Origin of the sequence: Streptomyces sp. NBC_01803, from assembly GCF_035917415.1 — a bacterium.
GTDB lineage: Bacteria > Actinomycetota > Actinomycetes > Streptomycetales > Streptomycetaceae > Streptomyces.
Genome location: NZ_CP109073.1, coordinates 4424885 through 4440769, shown reverse-complemented (window position 1 = coordinate 4440769; position 15885 = coordinate 4424885). Strand labels below are relative to the sequence as shown.

Below are 15885 nucleotides of genomic sequence, written 5' to 3'. Positions count from 1 at the left end.
CCAAGTTTCACCAACCGCCGTACCCGCAACCCCCTGTGACAACAACCCACACCCGCCCCGACACCCGCGCGCCCCCGGACGGACTCAGCCCACAGCCACAGCAGCGAGCCAATCCCAGACGACATGAACGACCCCACCAACCACCCACCCCCGAACCCGCCGCTCCCGGGGGAATGGGACCTGTATTGCGCGGCCTCTCATAGAATGTACGGATCTTCGTTTACCGCTTCCCCGATATGGCGCAGGGCGTCGCGGAGGCTACTGGGTGCATCGTCCAGTGCCTCACCTCTATTGGCCACCCGTGCGAGCAGATGAAGGGTCACGTTTGAAGACATTTCACTCACTGCCGGGATGAGCTTTTCCGTTTCCTCTTCTGCCGCTTGCCACGCCTTCACCGCCAGCAAGCAGGCGAGCAGCCGGACGGATGCGACGTTTCGATATCCCACAGTTCCCGAGTCCGGTTGCATAGCTCGTTGAAGAATCGGGATGGCTGCGCCCCATTGCTCAGTTTCATGGAGTACCCGCCCTTGCTGTCTATCGATTTCGCTGTCAGTGATCCACCACGCCCAGCGCGGCGCATCATCCGGGGCACTGTCTTCAAGTAGGGAGCGCGCACGTCCGAAGGAATGATCCGCCTCAGAACTACGGCCCAGCCCTGCTAGCCCCTGTGCCTCCCTGGCTCGGAACATAGCCTCAACTCGCGGAGTCAGACGGCCCTGATCTATTACTGACCGCGCAATGGAAAATTCCTCACGCGCACGCCCGACCCATCCGGCGAGCATCCCCATGTTCTGTAGAATGAGTAGTTCCGTCGAACGGTCCCCAGAGAGCTTCGTGAGGAAAAGAGCTTCTTGGTTGAAGCGCCGGGATTCATTGAATTTTCCCGCGTTGAAGAGTGCCCAGCCTGCGATTTCCGCCAATTCTGCTGCTGCGGCGCGAATGTCCCGCTCATAGCGTGGTTCGTAGGCGCCTTCGCCAAGGCGGCGATGTACGGCTTTGAAAGCACGTGCAGCCATGTCCGCGATCGGAAGGCCGTTCATCTCATTATCGAGGACGATAAGTCGTCTCGACATTCGACGGATGGCGTGCGCGTAATCATCGCCTCTCGCGTCATCCTGATCAGGAAGCGGAACGGGTAGCTGAGTGCTTCCCCGCTGCGCCTTGAGGTCGTTCACGGTCACGCCCAGCGCCCGAGCGATGAACGGTAGCCATTCACGGGGGGTGCGCTTGCCGGTCTCGTAACGGCTGATCTCCTGCCGTCCGATCGGGTCGCCTGGGATGCCTGCCGCGCGGCATGTCTCGCGAGCAAGGCGTGCCTGACTCCAGCCCCGATCTTGGCGCAGACGGCGGATGTTGGCCCCAATGACGCTGGTCATGTCCCCATTGTGGCCGACAGTTGGCCGACACCGGGCCGCTATGCCGGCGTCACCACCGGCGGGACGGTGGGCACGGCAAGCAGGACCCCCGCGACCGTGGCGACGGCCCGGGGGCTTGGACCACCTGAGAAAGGCAGGCAGCCATGCCGGAGCCTACGTCAACCAGAATTGACCGGGGGTCCCCACTAGAGGGGACCCGGCACGGGCCCGCCGACCCCGGGAGCGGGGCGCGGCTGTTGCCGTGGCCGGACACCGATGGCGGTCCGGCCTACCTCGCGCCGGACAGCGCGGGCGAGCAACTGACCGGACTCGCTGATGAGTTGGAGGGTGCGCAGCTTGCTACCGGGGCCGAGGTGCTGCGCTGCGCCCGCGAACTGCTCGCCGATCCGGCCGCGACCGCACGGGAGTTACGGTTTGCGGCCACCCGGCTTGCCGAGTGCCTGTCGGATGCGCTGCGGGTTGCGGAGTCCCGGGGCGCGCGGCTGGCGGAAGGGAGCGGGGAGTGACCCGCGCGACATACCGGTTCCGTGAGACACCATCGGCCCCGACACCGTGCGCGGACGCCGAACCGGTCACCCACACGATGCAGTGCCGGGTGTGCGAGGAGACCGGGCCGACCGCCACGGACCCCGGGGACGGTACGGCGTGGGCGGCCCGGCACGTGAAGGGGAACCCCGGGCATCTGGCCTACCGGGAGCACGTCACCCGCCCCTACCGCTTCACGGCCGGGGAGTGGCAGTGACGCACACGATCATCAGGGGCGCCGAATGGATGCTCACCGCAGAACGGGCCGAGGGCGCCCCGGCCGGGATGTACGCGGCGGAGTGCATGACGTGCGGCGAGGCTTCACCCTGGGTGGACAACGACCCCAAGCCGGTGGGCATGTGGGCCCTCGACCACACCTACCGGCACGGACTGACACACAGTCAGTTCCTCAGTACGGCACAGCAGCACTGGCGCGTAGACCCCGTGCGCCCCGGACACGGCCCCAGCACCCGCCCCGGTGATCGGCCCCCCGGGGCTCACGCACGGCCACCGGCCCGCAGACTCCGGCGCCTGACGACGCGCGCAGGGCGCTTAGCGGGCGCGCTGGTTCTGACCGTGTCCGCACGGTGCCTGCCCCGACTGGGAGCCCGCCGGACACCCGGAGGAGCACGGGCCGACTGACGGACTCCCGCCCGGCCGGGGCCCCGACGGGCCCGCCTGAACTCAGAAACCAAAGGAAGCGATATGCCCACGCGGCGTATGCCCGCGATCCCCAGGAACGAAGCCACCCGGCTCTACCTGGACCAGAAAATCTCCGTCAACGCCCTCGCCCGCGACTATGGAGTATCCGCCCCCTACCTCACCAAACTCTTCAAGGAATGGCAGGTCCCACTCAGGGGACGCAAGGAAGCCGCACGGCTCCGCGAAGCCGATAAGCGCGAGCAGTGACCTGCGCCAAGACGCCGCCACCAACATCGACCGCCGCAATCCACCATGGCCCGCGCCCCCGCCCGCACGCCTACCTTCCCGGCGTGCGGACGGGGTGTGCCCCGGGGCACAAGGAGGGCACACGGTACCGGAAAACGACCCGAAACCATGGGAAACACTGAGAGTAGTTCCCGCAGCTCAGCCGCCAGTTGGGCGCTCATCCACAGGTCACAGAAGGTGGGGGCGGCGCCTCCGCACAGGCGCCGCCCCCGGGTGTTTCCCCTGGGACCGCTGGGCCTCTCCGCCGGTGAGGGTTTCCGGGGAGCGGGGAGAGCCGTCAGCGGTCCCCGGCGGCGGTCAGGAAGCCGCCGTTGCCGCCCGGCCGGCTTCGAGCCGGGCGATGGGGATTCGGAACGGTGAGCAGGACACGTAGTCCAGACCCACCCCATGGAAGAAGTGCACCGACTCCGGGTCGCCGCCGTGCTCGCCGCAGACGCCGAGCTTGAGGTCGGGGCGGGTTGCCCGGCCTGCGGTCGCGGCGGCCCGGACCAGGGAGCCGACGCCATCGGCGTCGATGGTCTCGAACGGAGAGACCCCGAAGATGCCCTTCTCCAGGTACGCGGTGAAGAAGCTCGCCTCCACGTCGTCGCGGGAGAAACCCCAGACGGTCTGGGTGAGATCGTTGGTACCGAAGGAGAAGAAGTCCGCGCTCTCGGCTATCTGACCAGCCGTCAGAGCGGCACGGGGAAGCTCGATCATCGTGCCGATGGGGATGGTGAGTTCGACACCGTGTTCGCGCTCGACCTCCGCGACGACGTTCTCGGACTCGTCCCGGACGATCTCCAGCTCCTGGACGGTGCCCACCAGCGGAATCATGATCTCCGGCAGCGGTGTGCCGCCCGCGAGCCGCCGCTCGGCCGTGGCCTCGGCGATCGCCCGTACCTGCATGCTGAAGAGACCGGGTACGACCAGGCCGAGGCGTACGCCGCGCAGCCCCAGCATGGGGTTCTGCTCGTGCAGCCTGCGCACGGCGGCCAGCAGCTTGATGTCGTTCTCGTCCTTCTCCAGGGCGACCCGCACCGACAGTTCGGTGAGGTCGGGCAGGAACTCGTGCAACGGCGGGTCCAGCAGCCGCACCGTGACCGGCAGGCCGTCCATCGCCTCGAAGAGGTCGAGGAAGTCGCCCTTCTGCAACGGCAGCAGGGACGCCAGCGCGGCCTCCCGCTCGTCGTCGGACTCGGCGAGGATCAACCGCTCGACCAGCTCACGGCGTTCGCCCAGGAACATGTGCTCGGTACGGCAAAGACCGATCCCCTGGGCGCCGAAGCGGCGGGCCCGGGCCGCGTCCTCGGCGGTGTCGGCGTTGGCGCGCACGGTCATCCGCCGGGCGTCGTCCGCCACGTTCATCAAACGGTGCACGGCCGCGACCAGCTCGTCGGAGTCGGCGGTGACGGTGCCCTCGAAGTACTCCATCACGGGCGACGGGACCACCGGGACCTCGCCCCGGTAGACCTTGCCGCTGGTGCCGTCGATCGACAGCAGCTCGCCCTCGCGGATCACCGTCCCGTCGGCGGTGGTGAGTTCACGCCGCGCGGCGTCGACGCGCAGCTCCTCGGCGCCGCACACACAGGTCTTGCCCATGCCGCGGGCGACCACGGCCGCGTGCGAGGTCTTGCCGCCCCGGGAGGTAAGGATGCCCTGCGCGGCGATCATGCCGTCCAGGTCGTCGGGGTTGGTCTCCCGCCGTACCAGGATGACCCGTTCACCGGCCGCGGCCCTGGCCACGGCGGTCGCGGAGTCGAAGACGGCCGCGCCCACGGCCGCGCCGGGGGAGGCCGCGATGCCGGTGACGAGGCGCTCGGCCTTCGCCTCCGCGTCGAAGCGCGGGAACATCAGGTGCGCCAACTGGCCGCCGGTGACCCGGCGCAGCGCCTCGGTCTCGTCGATCAGGCCCTGGTCGACGAGCTGCGTGGCGATGCGGAACGCCGCCGCCGCCGTGCGCTTGCCGACCCGGGTCTGGAGCATCCACAGGGTCCCGCGCTCGATGGTGAACTCGATGTCGCACAGGTCCTTGTAGTGGGTCTCCAGCACCTGCATGATCCGCATCAGCTCGGTGTAGGAGGCCGGGTCCAGGCGCTCCAGCTCGGCCAGCGGAACGGTGTTGCGGATGCCGGCCACCACGTCCTCGCCCTGGGCGTTCTGGAGGTAGTCGCCGTACACGCCCTGGTGGCCCGAGGCGGGGTCGCGGGTGAACGCGACGCCGGTGCCGGAGTCGGGGCCCAGGTTGCCGAAGACCATGGAGCAGATGTTGACCGCCGTGCCCAGGTCGTGCGCGATGCGCTCCTGGCGGCGGTAGAGCTTGGCGCGGTCGCCGTTCCACGAGTCGAAGACGGCGTGGATGGCCAAGTCCATCTGCTCGCGCGGGTCCTGGGGGAACTCGCGGCCGGTGGCATCGCGCACGATGTCCTTGAACTGCGTGACGAGCTTCTGGAGTTCGCCCGCGGTCAGCTCGACATCGGTGGCCACACCGGCGGTCTTGCGCATCTCCTCCAGACGGTCCTCGAAGAGGTCGCCCTCGATACCCAGGACGGTCTTCCCGAACATCTGGATGAGCCGCCGGTAGGAGTCCCAGGCGAAGCGCTCGTCTCCCGCCTGGGTGGCGAGCGCGCCCACGGACTCGTCCGTGAGGCCGATGTTGAGGACGGTGTCCATCATGCCCGGCATGGAGAACTTCGCTCCGGAGCGGACCGAGACCAGCAGCGGGTCGGCACCCTTGCCGAGCCGCTTGCCCATCCGCTCCTCCAGCGCGGCGAGGTGCGCACTCACCTCGTCACGCAGGGCGGCCGGCTCGGACCCGGTGCGCAGGTACTCCCGACACGCGTCGGTGGTGATGGTGAAGCCCGGGGGTACGGGCAGGCCGAGCCTGGTCATCTCGGCGAGGTTGGCGCCTTTGCCGCCCAGCAGGTCCTTGAGGTCCTTGTGGCCCTCGGTGAAGTCGTAGACGTACTTCACCGTGGGCTCCGTGGCGGCTATCGGCGGCTGGATGACGGACGTGATTTGCGTATCCGGCACGGGACTCGACTCCTCGTGAACGGCTGCCCTGACAGCGGGAGGTTACCCCGCCGACTGCTCATCTGAGCGTTTCCGTCTTCATACGTGAGGGGCATCACGCCCACAGAAGGGACATCAGGGGCCAAAGTGCAGCGATTCACCTCGGCACTCAGTGCCATCAAGACCCCGGCCAACGGGCCTTAGAGCCCTCAATACCCCCGGATCCACGCCTCACAAACGGGTGGCACCCAGGGCCACCCCCGGCACGCGCCGCCGCACCGCCGGACGTTCAAGTGATGTAGGACAGTAAGGGAGTCAGGCGGCGAGACCGTTCAGCCGCGCATCGGCCCGGTCCGGCCCGTAGAGCGACTCGACCACCATCGCGGCGGCCCCGATCAGGCCCGCCCGGTCGCCGAGGCGGGAGGTGACGACCTGGAGATAGGCCGTCGTGCGGGGCATCGCCCGCTGGTAGAGCAGCTCGCGCACCCCGGTCAGGAACGGCGGCCCGGCCAGGTCCCCGGCGATCATCAGCACCCCGGGATTGAGCAGCGTGACGACCGTGGCCAGCACCTCGCCCACCAGCCGGCCCGCGTCCCGCGCCAGCCGCAGCGCGTCCGGCTGGCCGATCGAGAGCTGGTCGCGCACCCCGGACCCCGAGGTCGTCGGCACCCCGGACCCCGTGAGCTGCTCGGCCAGCGCCCGCCCGCTGGCGACGGCGGCCAGACAGCCGTAGGACCCGCAACGGCACAGCGCGTGCGGATGGTCGCTGAGCCGGATGTGACCGATGTCCCCCGCCGCCCCGTCGATCCCCCGGTACATCTCGCCGTCCACCACGACCCCGGCGCCGATGCCGGTGGAGACCTTGATCAACAGAAAAGCGGAACAGTCCGGGAAACCCAGGCGCTGCTCCGCGTACGCCATCAGGTTGGCGTCGTTGCCCACCAGCACCGGTATGTCCTCGCCGCCGCCGCTCACCTGAGCGGCGAACGACCGGCGCATCCGCTCGGGCACCGGATACCGGTCCCAGCCCGGCATGATCGGCGGCTGCACCACCTGCCCGGAGACGGGATCCACCGGCCCCGGCACGGACAGCCCGATACCGCACACCGAGGTGGCCGCCACCCCGGCCTTGTCCAGCAGCATCCCGAACCACTGCGCCAGCCGGTCCAGCACCTCACCCGGCCCCTGGTTGATGATCAACGACCCGGAGTGCTCGGCCAGCACCGCGCCGCTCAGGTCGAGAACGGCCGCGCGGGCATGGCGGGTCTCCAGGTCGGCGCAGAGGACCACCGCGTGCGAGGCGTCGAACTCCAGCCGCAGCGCGGGTCGGCCCACGGTCGGCACGTCAACGGGATCGGCCGCGGTCTCCCGGATCCATCCGGCGCGGAAGAGCTGATCGAGGCGGTGGCCGACCGTCGACCGGGAGAGCCCGGTGATCCGTTGCAGCTCGCCGCGCGTCGTGGCCTGCCCCCTGCGGATCAGCCACAGCAGGTGCCCCGCGCTCGCCTGGTTCATGACTGCCTTCCCGGCCGGGCTGGATTTTCTCCCCCCTTTAGCTTGTGAAGTCGATATTACAGGGGTACTTTTGCGTGTTAAGTAGACGTAACTCTACGGTACCTTCGACAAAACAAACGGTGAAGCCGCGTGGCAGCGGCAAAGCCAACGTCCCATCGGAGCCCACGTGGATCGCGCTGATCAGCCGCCAAGACCCGCAACGATCGCATACAACAGCGCACGCAGTGTTCTCTCCGGCAACTGGACGGGTGCCTCCACGGTCCCCTCCCGCACCCTGTACCCCCATCAGTGGAGCTGGGACTCGGGCTTCATCGCCATCGGGCTGCGCCATCTGTCGGCCTTCCGGGCCCAGCTGGAGCTGGAGACCCTCCTCGACGCCCAGTGGTCGGACGGACGCATCCCGCACATCGTGTTCAATCCCGACGTCCCCCTCACGGCGTACTTCCCCAGTCCCGACTTCTGGCGCTCCTCGTCCGCCGGGAGCAAGGCGGGCGCGCCGGCGGCCGTCGAGACCTCCGGCATCGTCCAGCCGCCCATCCACGCGCTGGCCGCCTGGCTGGTGCACCAGGCCGATCCCGCCGCCTCCGCGCGCCGGGGCTTCCTGCGCCGGGTCTACCCGCGCCTCATGGCCTGGCAGCGGTATCTGACCGACAACCGCGACCTCGGCGGCCGGGGCCTGGCGTCCATCGTGCACCCCTGGGAATCGGGCATGGACAACAGTCCGTGCTGGGACCCGCCGCTGTCCCGCGTCGAGCCGGCCGCCACCCACACGTTCCACCGCGCCGACCTCGACCACGGCTGCCCGGCCGACCGGCCGACCGACCTCGACTACGGCCGGTATGTGCGGCTCGCGGCGCACTACCGCGACCTCGGGTACCGCGACGACGCCGCGCGCCATCTGTTCGCCGTCGAGGACCCCGGGCTCAACGCCCTGCTGATCGCCTCCGAGCACGCCCTCGGCGAGATCGCCGTCGCCCTCGGCGACGACCCCTCCGACCACCAGGTCCGCGCCGAGCAGCTCACCAACACGCTGCTCAAGCGCCTGTGGAATCCGGAGGCCGGCCTCTTCCTGTGCCAGGACGTGATCACCGGCGAGCCGATCCCCGAGCGCAGCGCCGCCGGGCTGCTCCCGCTGATCCTGCCCGGCCTGCCGGAGGACATCGTCGACACCCTGCTGCGCACGGCGGCCGGCGAGCACTTCGGCCTCGGCTCCACCACCCGGCTGGTGCCGAGCTACGACCTGACCGGCTGCGCGTTCGACCCCGCGCGGTACTGGCGGGGACCCGCCTGGTTCAACGTCAACTGGCTGCTGGAGCGCGGCCTGCGGCGGCACGGCGCGCTCCAGCCGGCCGACGCCCTGCGCGCCACCATGCTCCAGGCCGCCCGGGACTCCAGCTTCGCCGAGTACGTGGACCCGTTCACCGGCGAGGCACGCGGCAGCCGCGACTTCAGCTGGACGGCCGCTCTCACCATCGACCTGATCGCGGAGGCGGCCCGGTGATCACGACGAACCACTGTCTGCTCGTCCGGGACGGCACCTTCGTCGCGGTCGGGCCGTCCGGGGACATCACCGACGAGCGCGGCTCCCATCCCCTCGGGCTGTTCGCACGCGACGCCCGGCACCTCAGCCGCTGGCAGCTCACCGTGGACGGCTCCACCCCGACCGTGCTGGTGCCCGCCGCCTCGGCCGGCTCCTCGGCGACCGCCGTGCTGACCCCGCGCGGCTCGCGCGCCGAGGCTCCCGCGCTCACCGTGTTCCGCGAGCAGACGGTGAGCGACGGCACCCTGACCGAGCGGATCCGCCTCAGCAGCAACCGGGGGGACGCCTCCAGCGCCCTGGTCGCGCTCACCGTGAACGCCGACTTCGCCGACCAGTTCGAGCTGCGCTGGGACCACCGCTGGTACGACAAGTCGTACGCGGTACGCACCCGCGCCTCCCTGCCGGACGGCGTCGAGTTCGGGTACCGGCGCCGCGAGTGGTCCTCCCGGACGGTGGTCACCGCCCGGCCCGCGCCCGACGCGGTGGAGGAGACCGGCAGCGGCGCCCGGCGCCTGTGCTGGCTGCTCGACCTGCCGCCGCACGGCTCCGCCGAGCTGACGCTGCGCGTCGAGGCCCACCCCAACGGCGCGCCCGAGCCGCACCCCGCCGAGGCCGCCGCCGTCTTCCCGTCCACCGCCGCCAGTGAGACGGAGATCCCCGACGGCTGGCCGGAGCTGGCGCGGGCCTGCGCCCAGGGGTCCGCCGACCTGTCCGGGCTGCGGGTCGCGGCCACCGGGCCCGACGGCGAGGCGCTGCGGGTCCCGGCGGCGGGCGTGCCATGGTTCCTGACGCTGCTGGGCCGGCACGCGCTGATCACCTCGCTCTTCGCGCTGCCGAGCCGTCCCGAGCACGCCGCCGCCACCCTGCTGGCCCTGGCCGCGACCCAGGCGACGGCCGAGGACACCGACCGGATCGCGCAACCCGGCAAGATCGTGCACGAGCTGCGCCACGGCGAGCTGGCGCACTTCCGGCAGGTGCCCTACGGCCGGTATTTCGGATCGGTCGACAGCACTCCCCTCTTCCTGATGCTGCTCGGCGCGCACGCGGAGGCGACCGCCGACGACAAGCTCGCCCACCGCCTGGAGCGCAACGCGCGGGCGGCGATCGACTGGATGTTCGAGTACGGCGGGCTGCGGGAGCATGGCTATCTGCTGTACCGGGCGGACGCGGGCGGCCTGGCCAACCAGAGCTGGAAGGACTCGGCGGGCGCGATCTGCTTCGCCGACGGCACCCCGGCCAAGGGCGTGATCAGGGCCGCCGCCGCCCAGGGGTATGCCTACGACGCGCTGCGCCGCACCGCCCGGCTGGCCCGCACGGCGTGGGACGACGCCGGGTACGCGGACCGGCTGGAGGACGCCGCGCACCGGCTGCGGCTCCGCTTCCTGGCGGACTTCTGGCTGCGCGAGCACGACTTCCCGGCGCTGGCGCTGGACGGCGACGGCCGCCGGGCCGACGCCCTCGGTTCGGACGCGGGCCACCTGCTGTGGACGGGCATCCTCAGCCAGGAGCACGGCGAAGCGGTGGCCGAGCGGCTGCTGTCCGCCGAGTTCTTCACCGGCTGGGGCATCAGGACACTGGCGGCGGGCCAGGAGGCGTACCACCCGCTGTCGTATCACCGGGGCAGCGTCTGGCCGCACGACAGCGCGATCGCGGCGCTGGGCCTGGCCCGTTACGGCCTGCACGACCACGCCCGGGCGCTCGCGCGCGGCATCCTCGACATGGCCGCCCGGCACGAATACCGGATGCCGGAGGTCATCGCGGGCTACGCGCGCGCCGATCACCCCGACCCGGTGCCCTACCCGCACGCCTGCTCACCCCAGGCATGGTCGGCGGCCTCACCGTTCGCCCTGCTGACGGCCGTGACCGGCGACGGTCAGGACCCCTCGGACCGCTGACACCGGCACGCATGGCGTCGCCCGACACCCCGCCCGGCCCGAGGCCGGGCACGCGGGAGCCGCCGCGCACCACCACGCGCGGTGCCCGCCCGGCGGCGGGCAACCAGCCCGACCGCCACCGTCTCCCTGACGGGGCGGCCAAGGTGTCGGACGCCCCCCGCCCAAGGCGCCCTGCCCGCCTCCGGGCCACGAGCACCACCCATCCCCTCGGGTGGCCGACCCGCACCACGACGCCCCGCCCGGCCCGAGGCCGGGCACGCGGGAGCCGCCGCGCACCACCACGCGCGGTGCCCGGCCGCAGGCGTCGGGCGGCTCAGCCGCCCGAGGTGTCCTGTTCGGCCTCGGCGCTCACGGCCGCCTCGTCGTACGGGTCGGCCAGCCAGCCGTCCGGCAGGACCACCCGGCTCCGGCCGGAGGTCCGGCCGCGCGGGCCGTCGGCGCTCGCCGGCCACGGCTGGTCGAGGTCCAGCTCCGCCAGCAGCGCCGCCAGCTCGTCCAGGGAGGCGGCCACCGCCAGCCGTCGCCGCGCCTCGGAGCCGACCGAGAAGCCCTTGGTGTACCAGGCGACGTGCTTGCGGAAGTCGATGACGCCGCGCGACTCGTCCGCCAGCCACTCCCCCAGCAGGGCGGCGTGCCGCAGCATCACGTCCGCGACCTCGCGCAGCGACGGCCGCGCGTACGCCTCCGGCCCGCCGCCGTCACCGCCGTCGAACGCGGCGACGAGATCGCCGAACAGCCACGGCCGCCCCAGGCAGCCGCGCCCGACCACCACGCCGTCGCAGCCGGTCTCACGCACCATGCGCACCGCGTCGTCCGCCGACCAGATGTCCCCGTTCCCCAGCACCGGGATCTCGGGGACGGCCTCCTTCAGCCGGGCGATGGCCGACCAGTCGGCCTGGCCGCCGTAGTGCTGCGCGGCGGTGCGGCCGTGCAGGGCGATGGCCGTCACACCCTCCTCGACCGCGATCCGGCCCGCGTCGAGATACGTCAGGTGATCGTCGTCGATGCCCTTGCGCATCTTCATCGTCACCGGCAGCCCGCCCGCGTTCCCCACCGCGGCGCGCAGGATGGCCCGGAGCAGCGGGCGCTTGTACGGCAGGGCGGAGCCACCGCCGCGGCGGGTCACCTTGGGGACGGGACAGCCGAAGTTCAGATCGATGTGGTCGGCCAGGTCCTCCTCCGCGATCATGCGGGCGGCGCGGCCGACCGTCTCCGGGTCGACGCCGTAGAGCTGGACGGACCGGGGCTTCTCGGCGGCGTCGAAGTGGATCAGCCGCATGGTCTTGTCGTTCCGCTCGACCAGCGCCCTGGTGGTGATCATCTCGCTGACGAACAGCCCGCGCCCGCCGCTGAACTCCCGGCACAGCGTGCGGAACGGCGCGTTGGTGATCCCGGCCATGGGCGCGAGAACCACCGGCGGGTCGACCGTGTGGGGGCCGATCTGCAACGGCTGGATCATGGGCGGTCCTTCACGGGCTCGGACAGGGACGGGTGCGGCACGGATTCCCATTCTCCCCCGGGCCACACCGCCCGTGGCGCGGTCGCCGCTCCGGCCGTCTCCGGCCCGCGGATCAGCGCGTGCGGCACCGCCAGCCGCTCGCGGGACTCCTCGTCGGCCGGCACGCCTGACGGTCCGGCCCCCGAGGGGACCGGACCGGGCGTGGCCGGGGGTCAGCAGCCGATCAGGCGGGCGCCGAGGTAGGACTCGATCTGGTCGAGGGAGACGCGCTCCTGCTTCATCGAGTCGCGCTCGCGCACGGTGACCGCGTTGTCGTCCAGGGTGTCGAAGTCGATCGTCACGCAGAACGGCGTGCCGATCTCGTCCTGGCGGCGGTAGCGGCGGCCGATGGCGCCCGCGTCGTCGAACTCGATGTTCCAGTTCTTGCGCAGCGCCGTCGCCAGGTCGCGGGCCTTGGGCGAGAGCTGCGGGTTGCGCGAGAGCGGGAGCACGCCGACCTTGACCGGGGCCAGCCGCGGGTCGAGGCCGAGCACCACGCGCTTCTCCATCTTGCCCTTGGCGTTCGGCGCCTCGTCCTCACGGTAGGCGTCGAGCATGAACGCCAGCATGGTGCGGCCCACGCCGGCGGCCGGCTCGATGACGAACGGCGTCCAGCGCTCGCCCGCCTCCTGGTCGAAGTAGCTCAGGTCCTGGCCCGACCCCTTGGAGTGCGCGTTGAGGTCGTAGTCGGTGCGGTTGGCGATGCCCTCCAGCTCGCCCCACTCCGAGCCCGCGAAGTTGAAGCGGTACTCGATGTCGACCGTGCGCTTGGAGTAGTGGGACAGCTTCTCCTTCGGGTGCTCGAACCACCGGATGTTCTCCTCGGTCATGCCGAGGTCGCGGTACCAGCTCCAGCGCTGCTCCATCCAGTACCCGTGCCACTGCTCGTCCTCGCCCGGCTTGACGAAGAACTCCATCTCCATCTGCTCGAACTCGCGGGTGCGGAAGATGAAGTTGCCCGGAGTGATCTCGTTCCGGAAGGACTTGCCCATCTGCGCGATGCCGAACGGCGGCTTGCGGCGCGATGTCTGCTGCACCTGCGCGAAGTTGGTGAAGATGCCCTGCGCGGTCTCGGGCCGCAGGTAGGCGACCGAGCCGCTGTCCTGCGTCGGGCCGAGGTGGGTCGCGAGCAGCCCGGAGAACTGCTTGGGCTCCGTGAAGCCGCCCTTGTTGCCGCAGTTGGGACAGTTGACGTCCGCCAGCCCATTGGCCGGGAGGTGCCCGTGCTTCGCCTCGTACGCCTCCTCCAGGTGGTCCGCGCGGAACCGCTTGTGGCACGAGGTGCACTCGGTGAGCGGGTCGGTGAACGTGGCGACGTGCCCCGAGGCCTCCCAGACCTCGGTGGCCAGGATCACCGACGAGTCGATCCCGACGACGTCGTCGCGCGACGTGACCATGGCCCGCCACCACTGGCGCTTGACGTTCTCCTTCAGCTCCACGCCCAGCGGTCCGTAGTCCCAGGCGGCACGCTGCCCGCCGTAGATCTCACTGCTGGGGTAGACGAAGCCACGGCGCTTGCTGAGGCTGACGATAGTGTCGATCTTGTCGGCGGCCACGGTGCTCTCTTCGGGACGAAGGACGAGATGGAATTGCCTCAGGTTACCGGCGTCCGAGGGGGCCGCAGCAAATCGGTGAGCGGGAATCCGCCGGTCCCGCACCGCCCGCCCCGTCGGCCCCCGAGCGTCACTTCGGTCACATCTTCCGTCACGCCCTGTTGACACATTTGACAATGATTTCCAGTTGACTTGAAAATGGCTGTCATGACCGTAAGACGTAGCACCCGTTCCCGCGCCCGAATATCCGCCGCCGCCCTCGCCGCCGGTGCCACCGCCCTGGGGACGCTCGCCCTGACCGGCTGTGGCTCCGACGACGGAGGCGGGGACGGGCTCGACGTGGTCACCTCCTTCTACCCGATGCAGTTCCTCGTCGAGCGGATCGGCGGGGAGCACGTCACGGTGGACACCCTCACCGAGCCCGGTGTCGAGCCGCACGACCTGGACATCAGCCCGCGCCGCACCGCCGACCTCACCGAGGCCGATCTCGTCGTCTATCTGGCCGGGTTCCAGCCCGCCGTGGACGAGGCCGTCGAGCAGTCCGGCGTGGAACACGTCGTGGAGGCCACCTCGTTCACCGAGCTGGAGTCCCACGGCGAGGAGGTCCATGGCGAGGAGGGCGGGGAGGAGGAGCACGAGGAGCACGACCACGGCGAGGAGGGCCTCGACCCGCACGTCTGGCTGGACCCGCTGAAGTACGCGGAGGTCGCCGAGGGCGTCGGCGCCGCCCTCGCCGAGGCCGATCCGGATCACGCCGCCGACTACGAGCGGAACACCACGCGGCTCACCGACGAGTTGACCACCCTGGACCAGGAATTCACCGAGGGCCTGGCGACGGCCGAGAACGACACGTTCATCACCACCCATGCCGCCTTCGGCTACCTCGCGGCCCGCTACGGCCTGCACGAGGAGGCCATCACCGGCCTCGACCCGGAGTCCGAGCCGAGCGCCGCCAGGATGCGCGAGCTCCAGGAGATCGCGGAGGATGACAACGTGACCACCGTGTTCTTCGAGACCCTGGTCAGCGACGAGACCGCGCGTACCCTCGCCGGTGACCTCGGCCTGGAAACGGCGGTTCTCGACCCCGTCGAGGGAATCACCGAGGATTCCGCCGGCGCTGACTACTTCGAGGTGATGCGCGCGAACCTCCAGGCCCTCCGCGCGGCCCTGGGCACGGCCTGACCGCTGGGCCGACCCGGCGCCGACCCCGGCGCCGACCCAACCGCCGCGCGGCCAGGAGCCAGGTGGTCAGACCCCCTCGCAGGGGCCGGAAAGGAAGCACCGACATGGAGCCCGTCATATCCCTGACCGGAGTGACCGCCGAGCTCGGCGGACGCCCGGTGCTGCGCGGCGTCGACCTGGCCGTGCGCCCGGGAGAGGCGCTGGCCCTGCTGGGCGCCAACGGATCGGGGAAGTCGACGGCGGTGCGCGCCGCGGTCGGTCAGGTCCCGATCACCGACGGTGAGCTGGCCTTGTTCGGCACCCCCGTGCGCCGGTTCCGGGACTGGGCCCGCGTCGGCTATGTCCCGCAGCGCTCGACCGCGGCCGGCGGCGTGCCCGCCACCGTCCGCGAGGTGGTCTCCGCCGGCCGCCTCGCCCGGCGCCGGCTGCGCCCGCTCGGCCGCGCCGACCGGGCCGCCGTGGACCGCGCCCTGGAGCTGGTGGGGCTCGCGGACCGCGCCGGGGAGTCGGTGGGCGCCCTGTCCGGCGGGCAGCACCAGCGGGTGCTGATCGCCCGCGCGCTGACCGGCGAGCCGGAGCTGCTGATCATGGACGAGCCGCTGGCCGGCGTCGATCTGGCCAGTCAGCGGGTACTGGCCGGCACCCTCCGCGCACAGCTCGACGCGGGCGTCGCGGTACTCCTCGTGCTGCACGAGCTGGGACCGCTGGAGCCGCTGATCGACCGGGCCGTGATCCTCTCCCACGGCCGGGTGGAGCGCACGGTCGAGCACCCGGCCCAGCTTCCCGAGAACCACGCCTGCCACCCGGCGGATGCCGTGGAACCGTCCGCCGAGCCCACGCTCCAGACCGGGATCCTGTGATG

General features: G+C 71.0%; 14 protein-coding genes. 8 read left to right on the top strand and 6 right to left on the bottom strand.

Translation table 11 applies throughout. The annotated features are described in order from the left end of the window. Nucleotides 1-197: 197 nt before the first annotated feature. On the bottom strand, nucleotides 198-1376 hold the full coding sequence (locus tag OIE51_RS20160; RefSeq protein ID WP_326599142.1) for a helix-turn-helix transcriptional regulator: 1179 nt from the start codon (nucleotides 1374-1376) through the stop codon (nucleotides 198-200). 236 nt (nucleotides 1377-1612) lie between these two features. Between OIE51_RS20160 and OIE51_RS20155 the strand changes: the two genes are divergently transcribed. From OIE51_RS20155 to OIE51_RS20145, 4 genes are all read left to right on the top strand, one after another. Further along, nucleotides 1613-1882: a hypothetical protein gene (locus OIE51_RS20155; protein WP_326599141.1), complete on the top strand. Its 270-nt coding sequence runs from the start codon at nucleotides 1613-1615 to the stop codon at nucleotides 1880-1882. Beyond that, entirely contained in the window at nucleotides 1879-2118 is a 240-nt protein-coding gene (locus tag OIE51_RS20150; RefSeq protein WP_326599140.1) for a DUF7848 domain-containing protein, read from the top strand. The genes OIE51_RS20155 and OIE51_RS20150 overlap by 4 nt, the downstream gene beginning before the upstream one ends. Then, nucleotides 2022-2543: a DUF7848 domain-containing protein gene (locus tag OIE51_RS27020; protein ID WP_442811976.1), complete on the top strand. Its 522-nt coding sequence runs from the start codon at nucleotides 2022-2024 to the stop codon at nucleotides 2541-2543. Before OIE51_RS20150 ends, OIE51_RS27020 begins: the two co-directional genes overlap by 97 nt. A 63-nt stretch (nucleotides 2544-2606) precedes the next feature. Further along, nucleotides 2607-2810 carry a hypothetical protein gene (locus OIE51_RS20145; RefSeq protein ID WP_326599139.1) on the top strand — a complete coding sequence of 68 codons (204 nt, stop codon included), beginning with the start codon at nucleotides 2607-2609 and terminating at the stop codon, nucleotides 2808-2810. A gap of 336 nt (nucleotides 2811-3146) precedes the next feature. Here OIE51_RS20145 and ppdK read toward each other — a convergent pair whose 3' ends face one another. Both ppdK and OIE51_RS20135 read right to left on the bottom strand, forming a co-directional pair. After that, nucleotides 3147-5801, bottom strand: coding sequence for a pyruvate, phosphate dikinase (gene ppdK, locus OIE51_RS20140; protein ID WP_326600713.1), 2655 nt, complete (start codon nucleotides 5799-5801; stop codon nucleotides 3147-3149). Between the two features lie 354 nt (nucleotides 5802-6155). Next, on the bottom strand, nucleotides 6156-7355 hold the full coding sequence (locus OIE51_RS20135; RefSeq protein ID WP_326599138.1) for an ROK family transcriptional regulator: 1200 nt from the start codon (nucleotides 7353-7355) through the stop codon (nucleotides 6156-6158). A 166-nt stretch (nucleotides 7356-7521) separates the two neighbouring features. On the opposite strand from OIE51_RS20135, the gene OIE51_RS20130 reads away from it, so the two are divergent. Continuing rightward, entirely contained in the window at nucleotides 7522-8856 is a 1335-nt protein-coding gene (locus tag OIE51_RS20130; RefSeq protein WP_326599137.1) for an MGH1-like glycoside hydrolase domain-containing protein, read from the top strand. Further along, a complete protein-coding gene (locus OIE51_RS20125; protein WP_326600712.1) occupies nucleotides 8856-10790 on the top strand; it encodes an amylo-alpha-1,6-glucosidase in 1935 nt (644 codons plus the stop codon). Before OIE51_RS20130 ends, OIE51_RS20125 begins: the two co-directional genes overlap by 1 nt. Nucleotides 10791-11103: 313 nt before the next feature. On the opposite strand, the gene dusB is transcribed toward OIE51_RS20125, so the two are convergent. Genes dusB through OIE51_RS20110 form a run of 3 tightly spaced genes read right to left on the bottom strand, consistent with a single transcriptional unit; the run spans nucleotide 11104 to nucleotide 13844 of the window. Continuing rightward, nucleotides 11104-12249, bottom strand: coding sequence for a tRNA dihydrouridine synthase DusB (gene dusB, locus OIE51_RS20120; RefSeq protein ID WP_326599136.1), 1146 nt, complete (start codon nucleotides 12247-12249; stop codon nucleotides 11104-11106). Next, the gene (locus tag OIE51_RS20115) at nucleotides 12246-12413 is read right to left on the bottom strand and encodes a hypothetical protein (protein ID WP_326599135.1); all 168 of its coding nucleotides are present in this window, start codon (nucleotides 12411-12413) and stop codon (nucleotides 12246-12248) included. The genes dusB and OIE51_RS20115 overlap by 4 nt, the downstream gene beginning before the upstream one ends. A gap of 48 nt (nucleotides 12414-12461) precedes the next feature. Further along, entirely contained in the window at nucleotides 12462-13844 is a 1383-nt protein-coding gene (locus tag OIE51_RS20110; protein ID WP_326599134.1) for a glycine--tRNA ligase, read from the bottom strand. A 204-nt stretch (nucleotides 13845-14048) separates the two neighbouring features. On the opposite strand from OIE51_RS20110, the gene OIE51_RS20105 reads away from it, so the two are divergent. Beyond that, nucleotides 14049-15023, top strand: a complete 975-nt coding sequence (locus OIE51_RS20105; protein ID WP_326599133.1) for a metal ABC transporter substrate-binding protein — start codon at nucleotides 14049-14051, stop codon at nucleotides 15021-15023. Between the two features lie 104 nt (nucleotides 15024-15127). Then, entirely contained in the window at nucleotides 15128-15883 is a 756-nt protein-coding gene (locus tag OIE51_RS20100) for a metal ABC transporter ATP-binding protein (protein ID WP_326599132.1), read from the top strand. Nucleotides 15884-15885 lie beyond the last annotated feature (2 nt).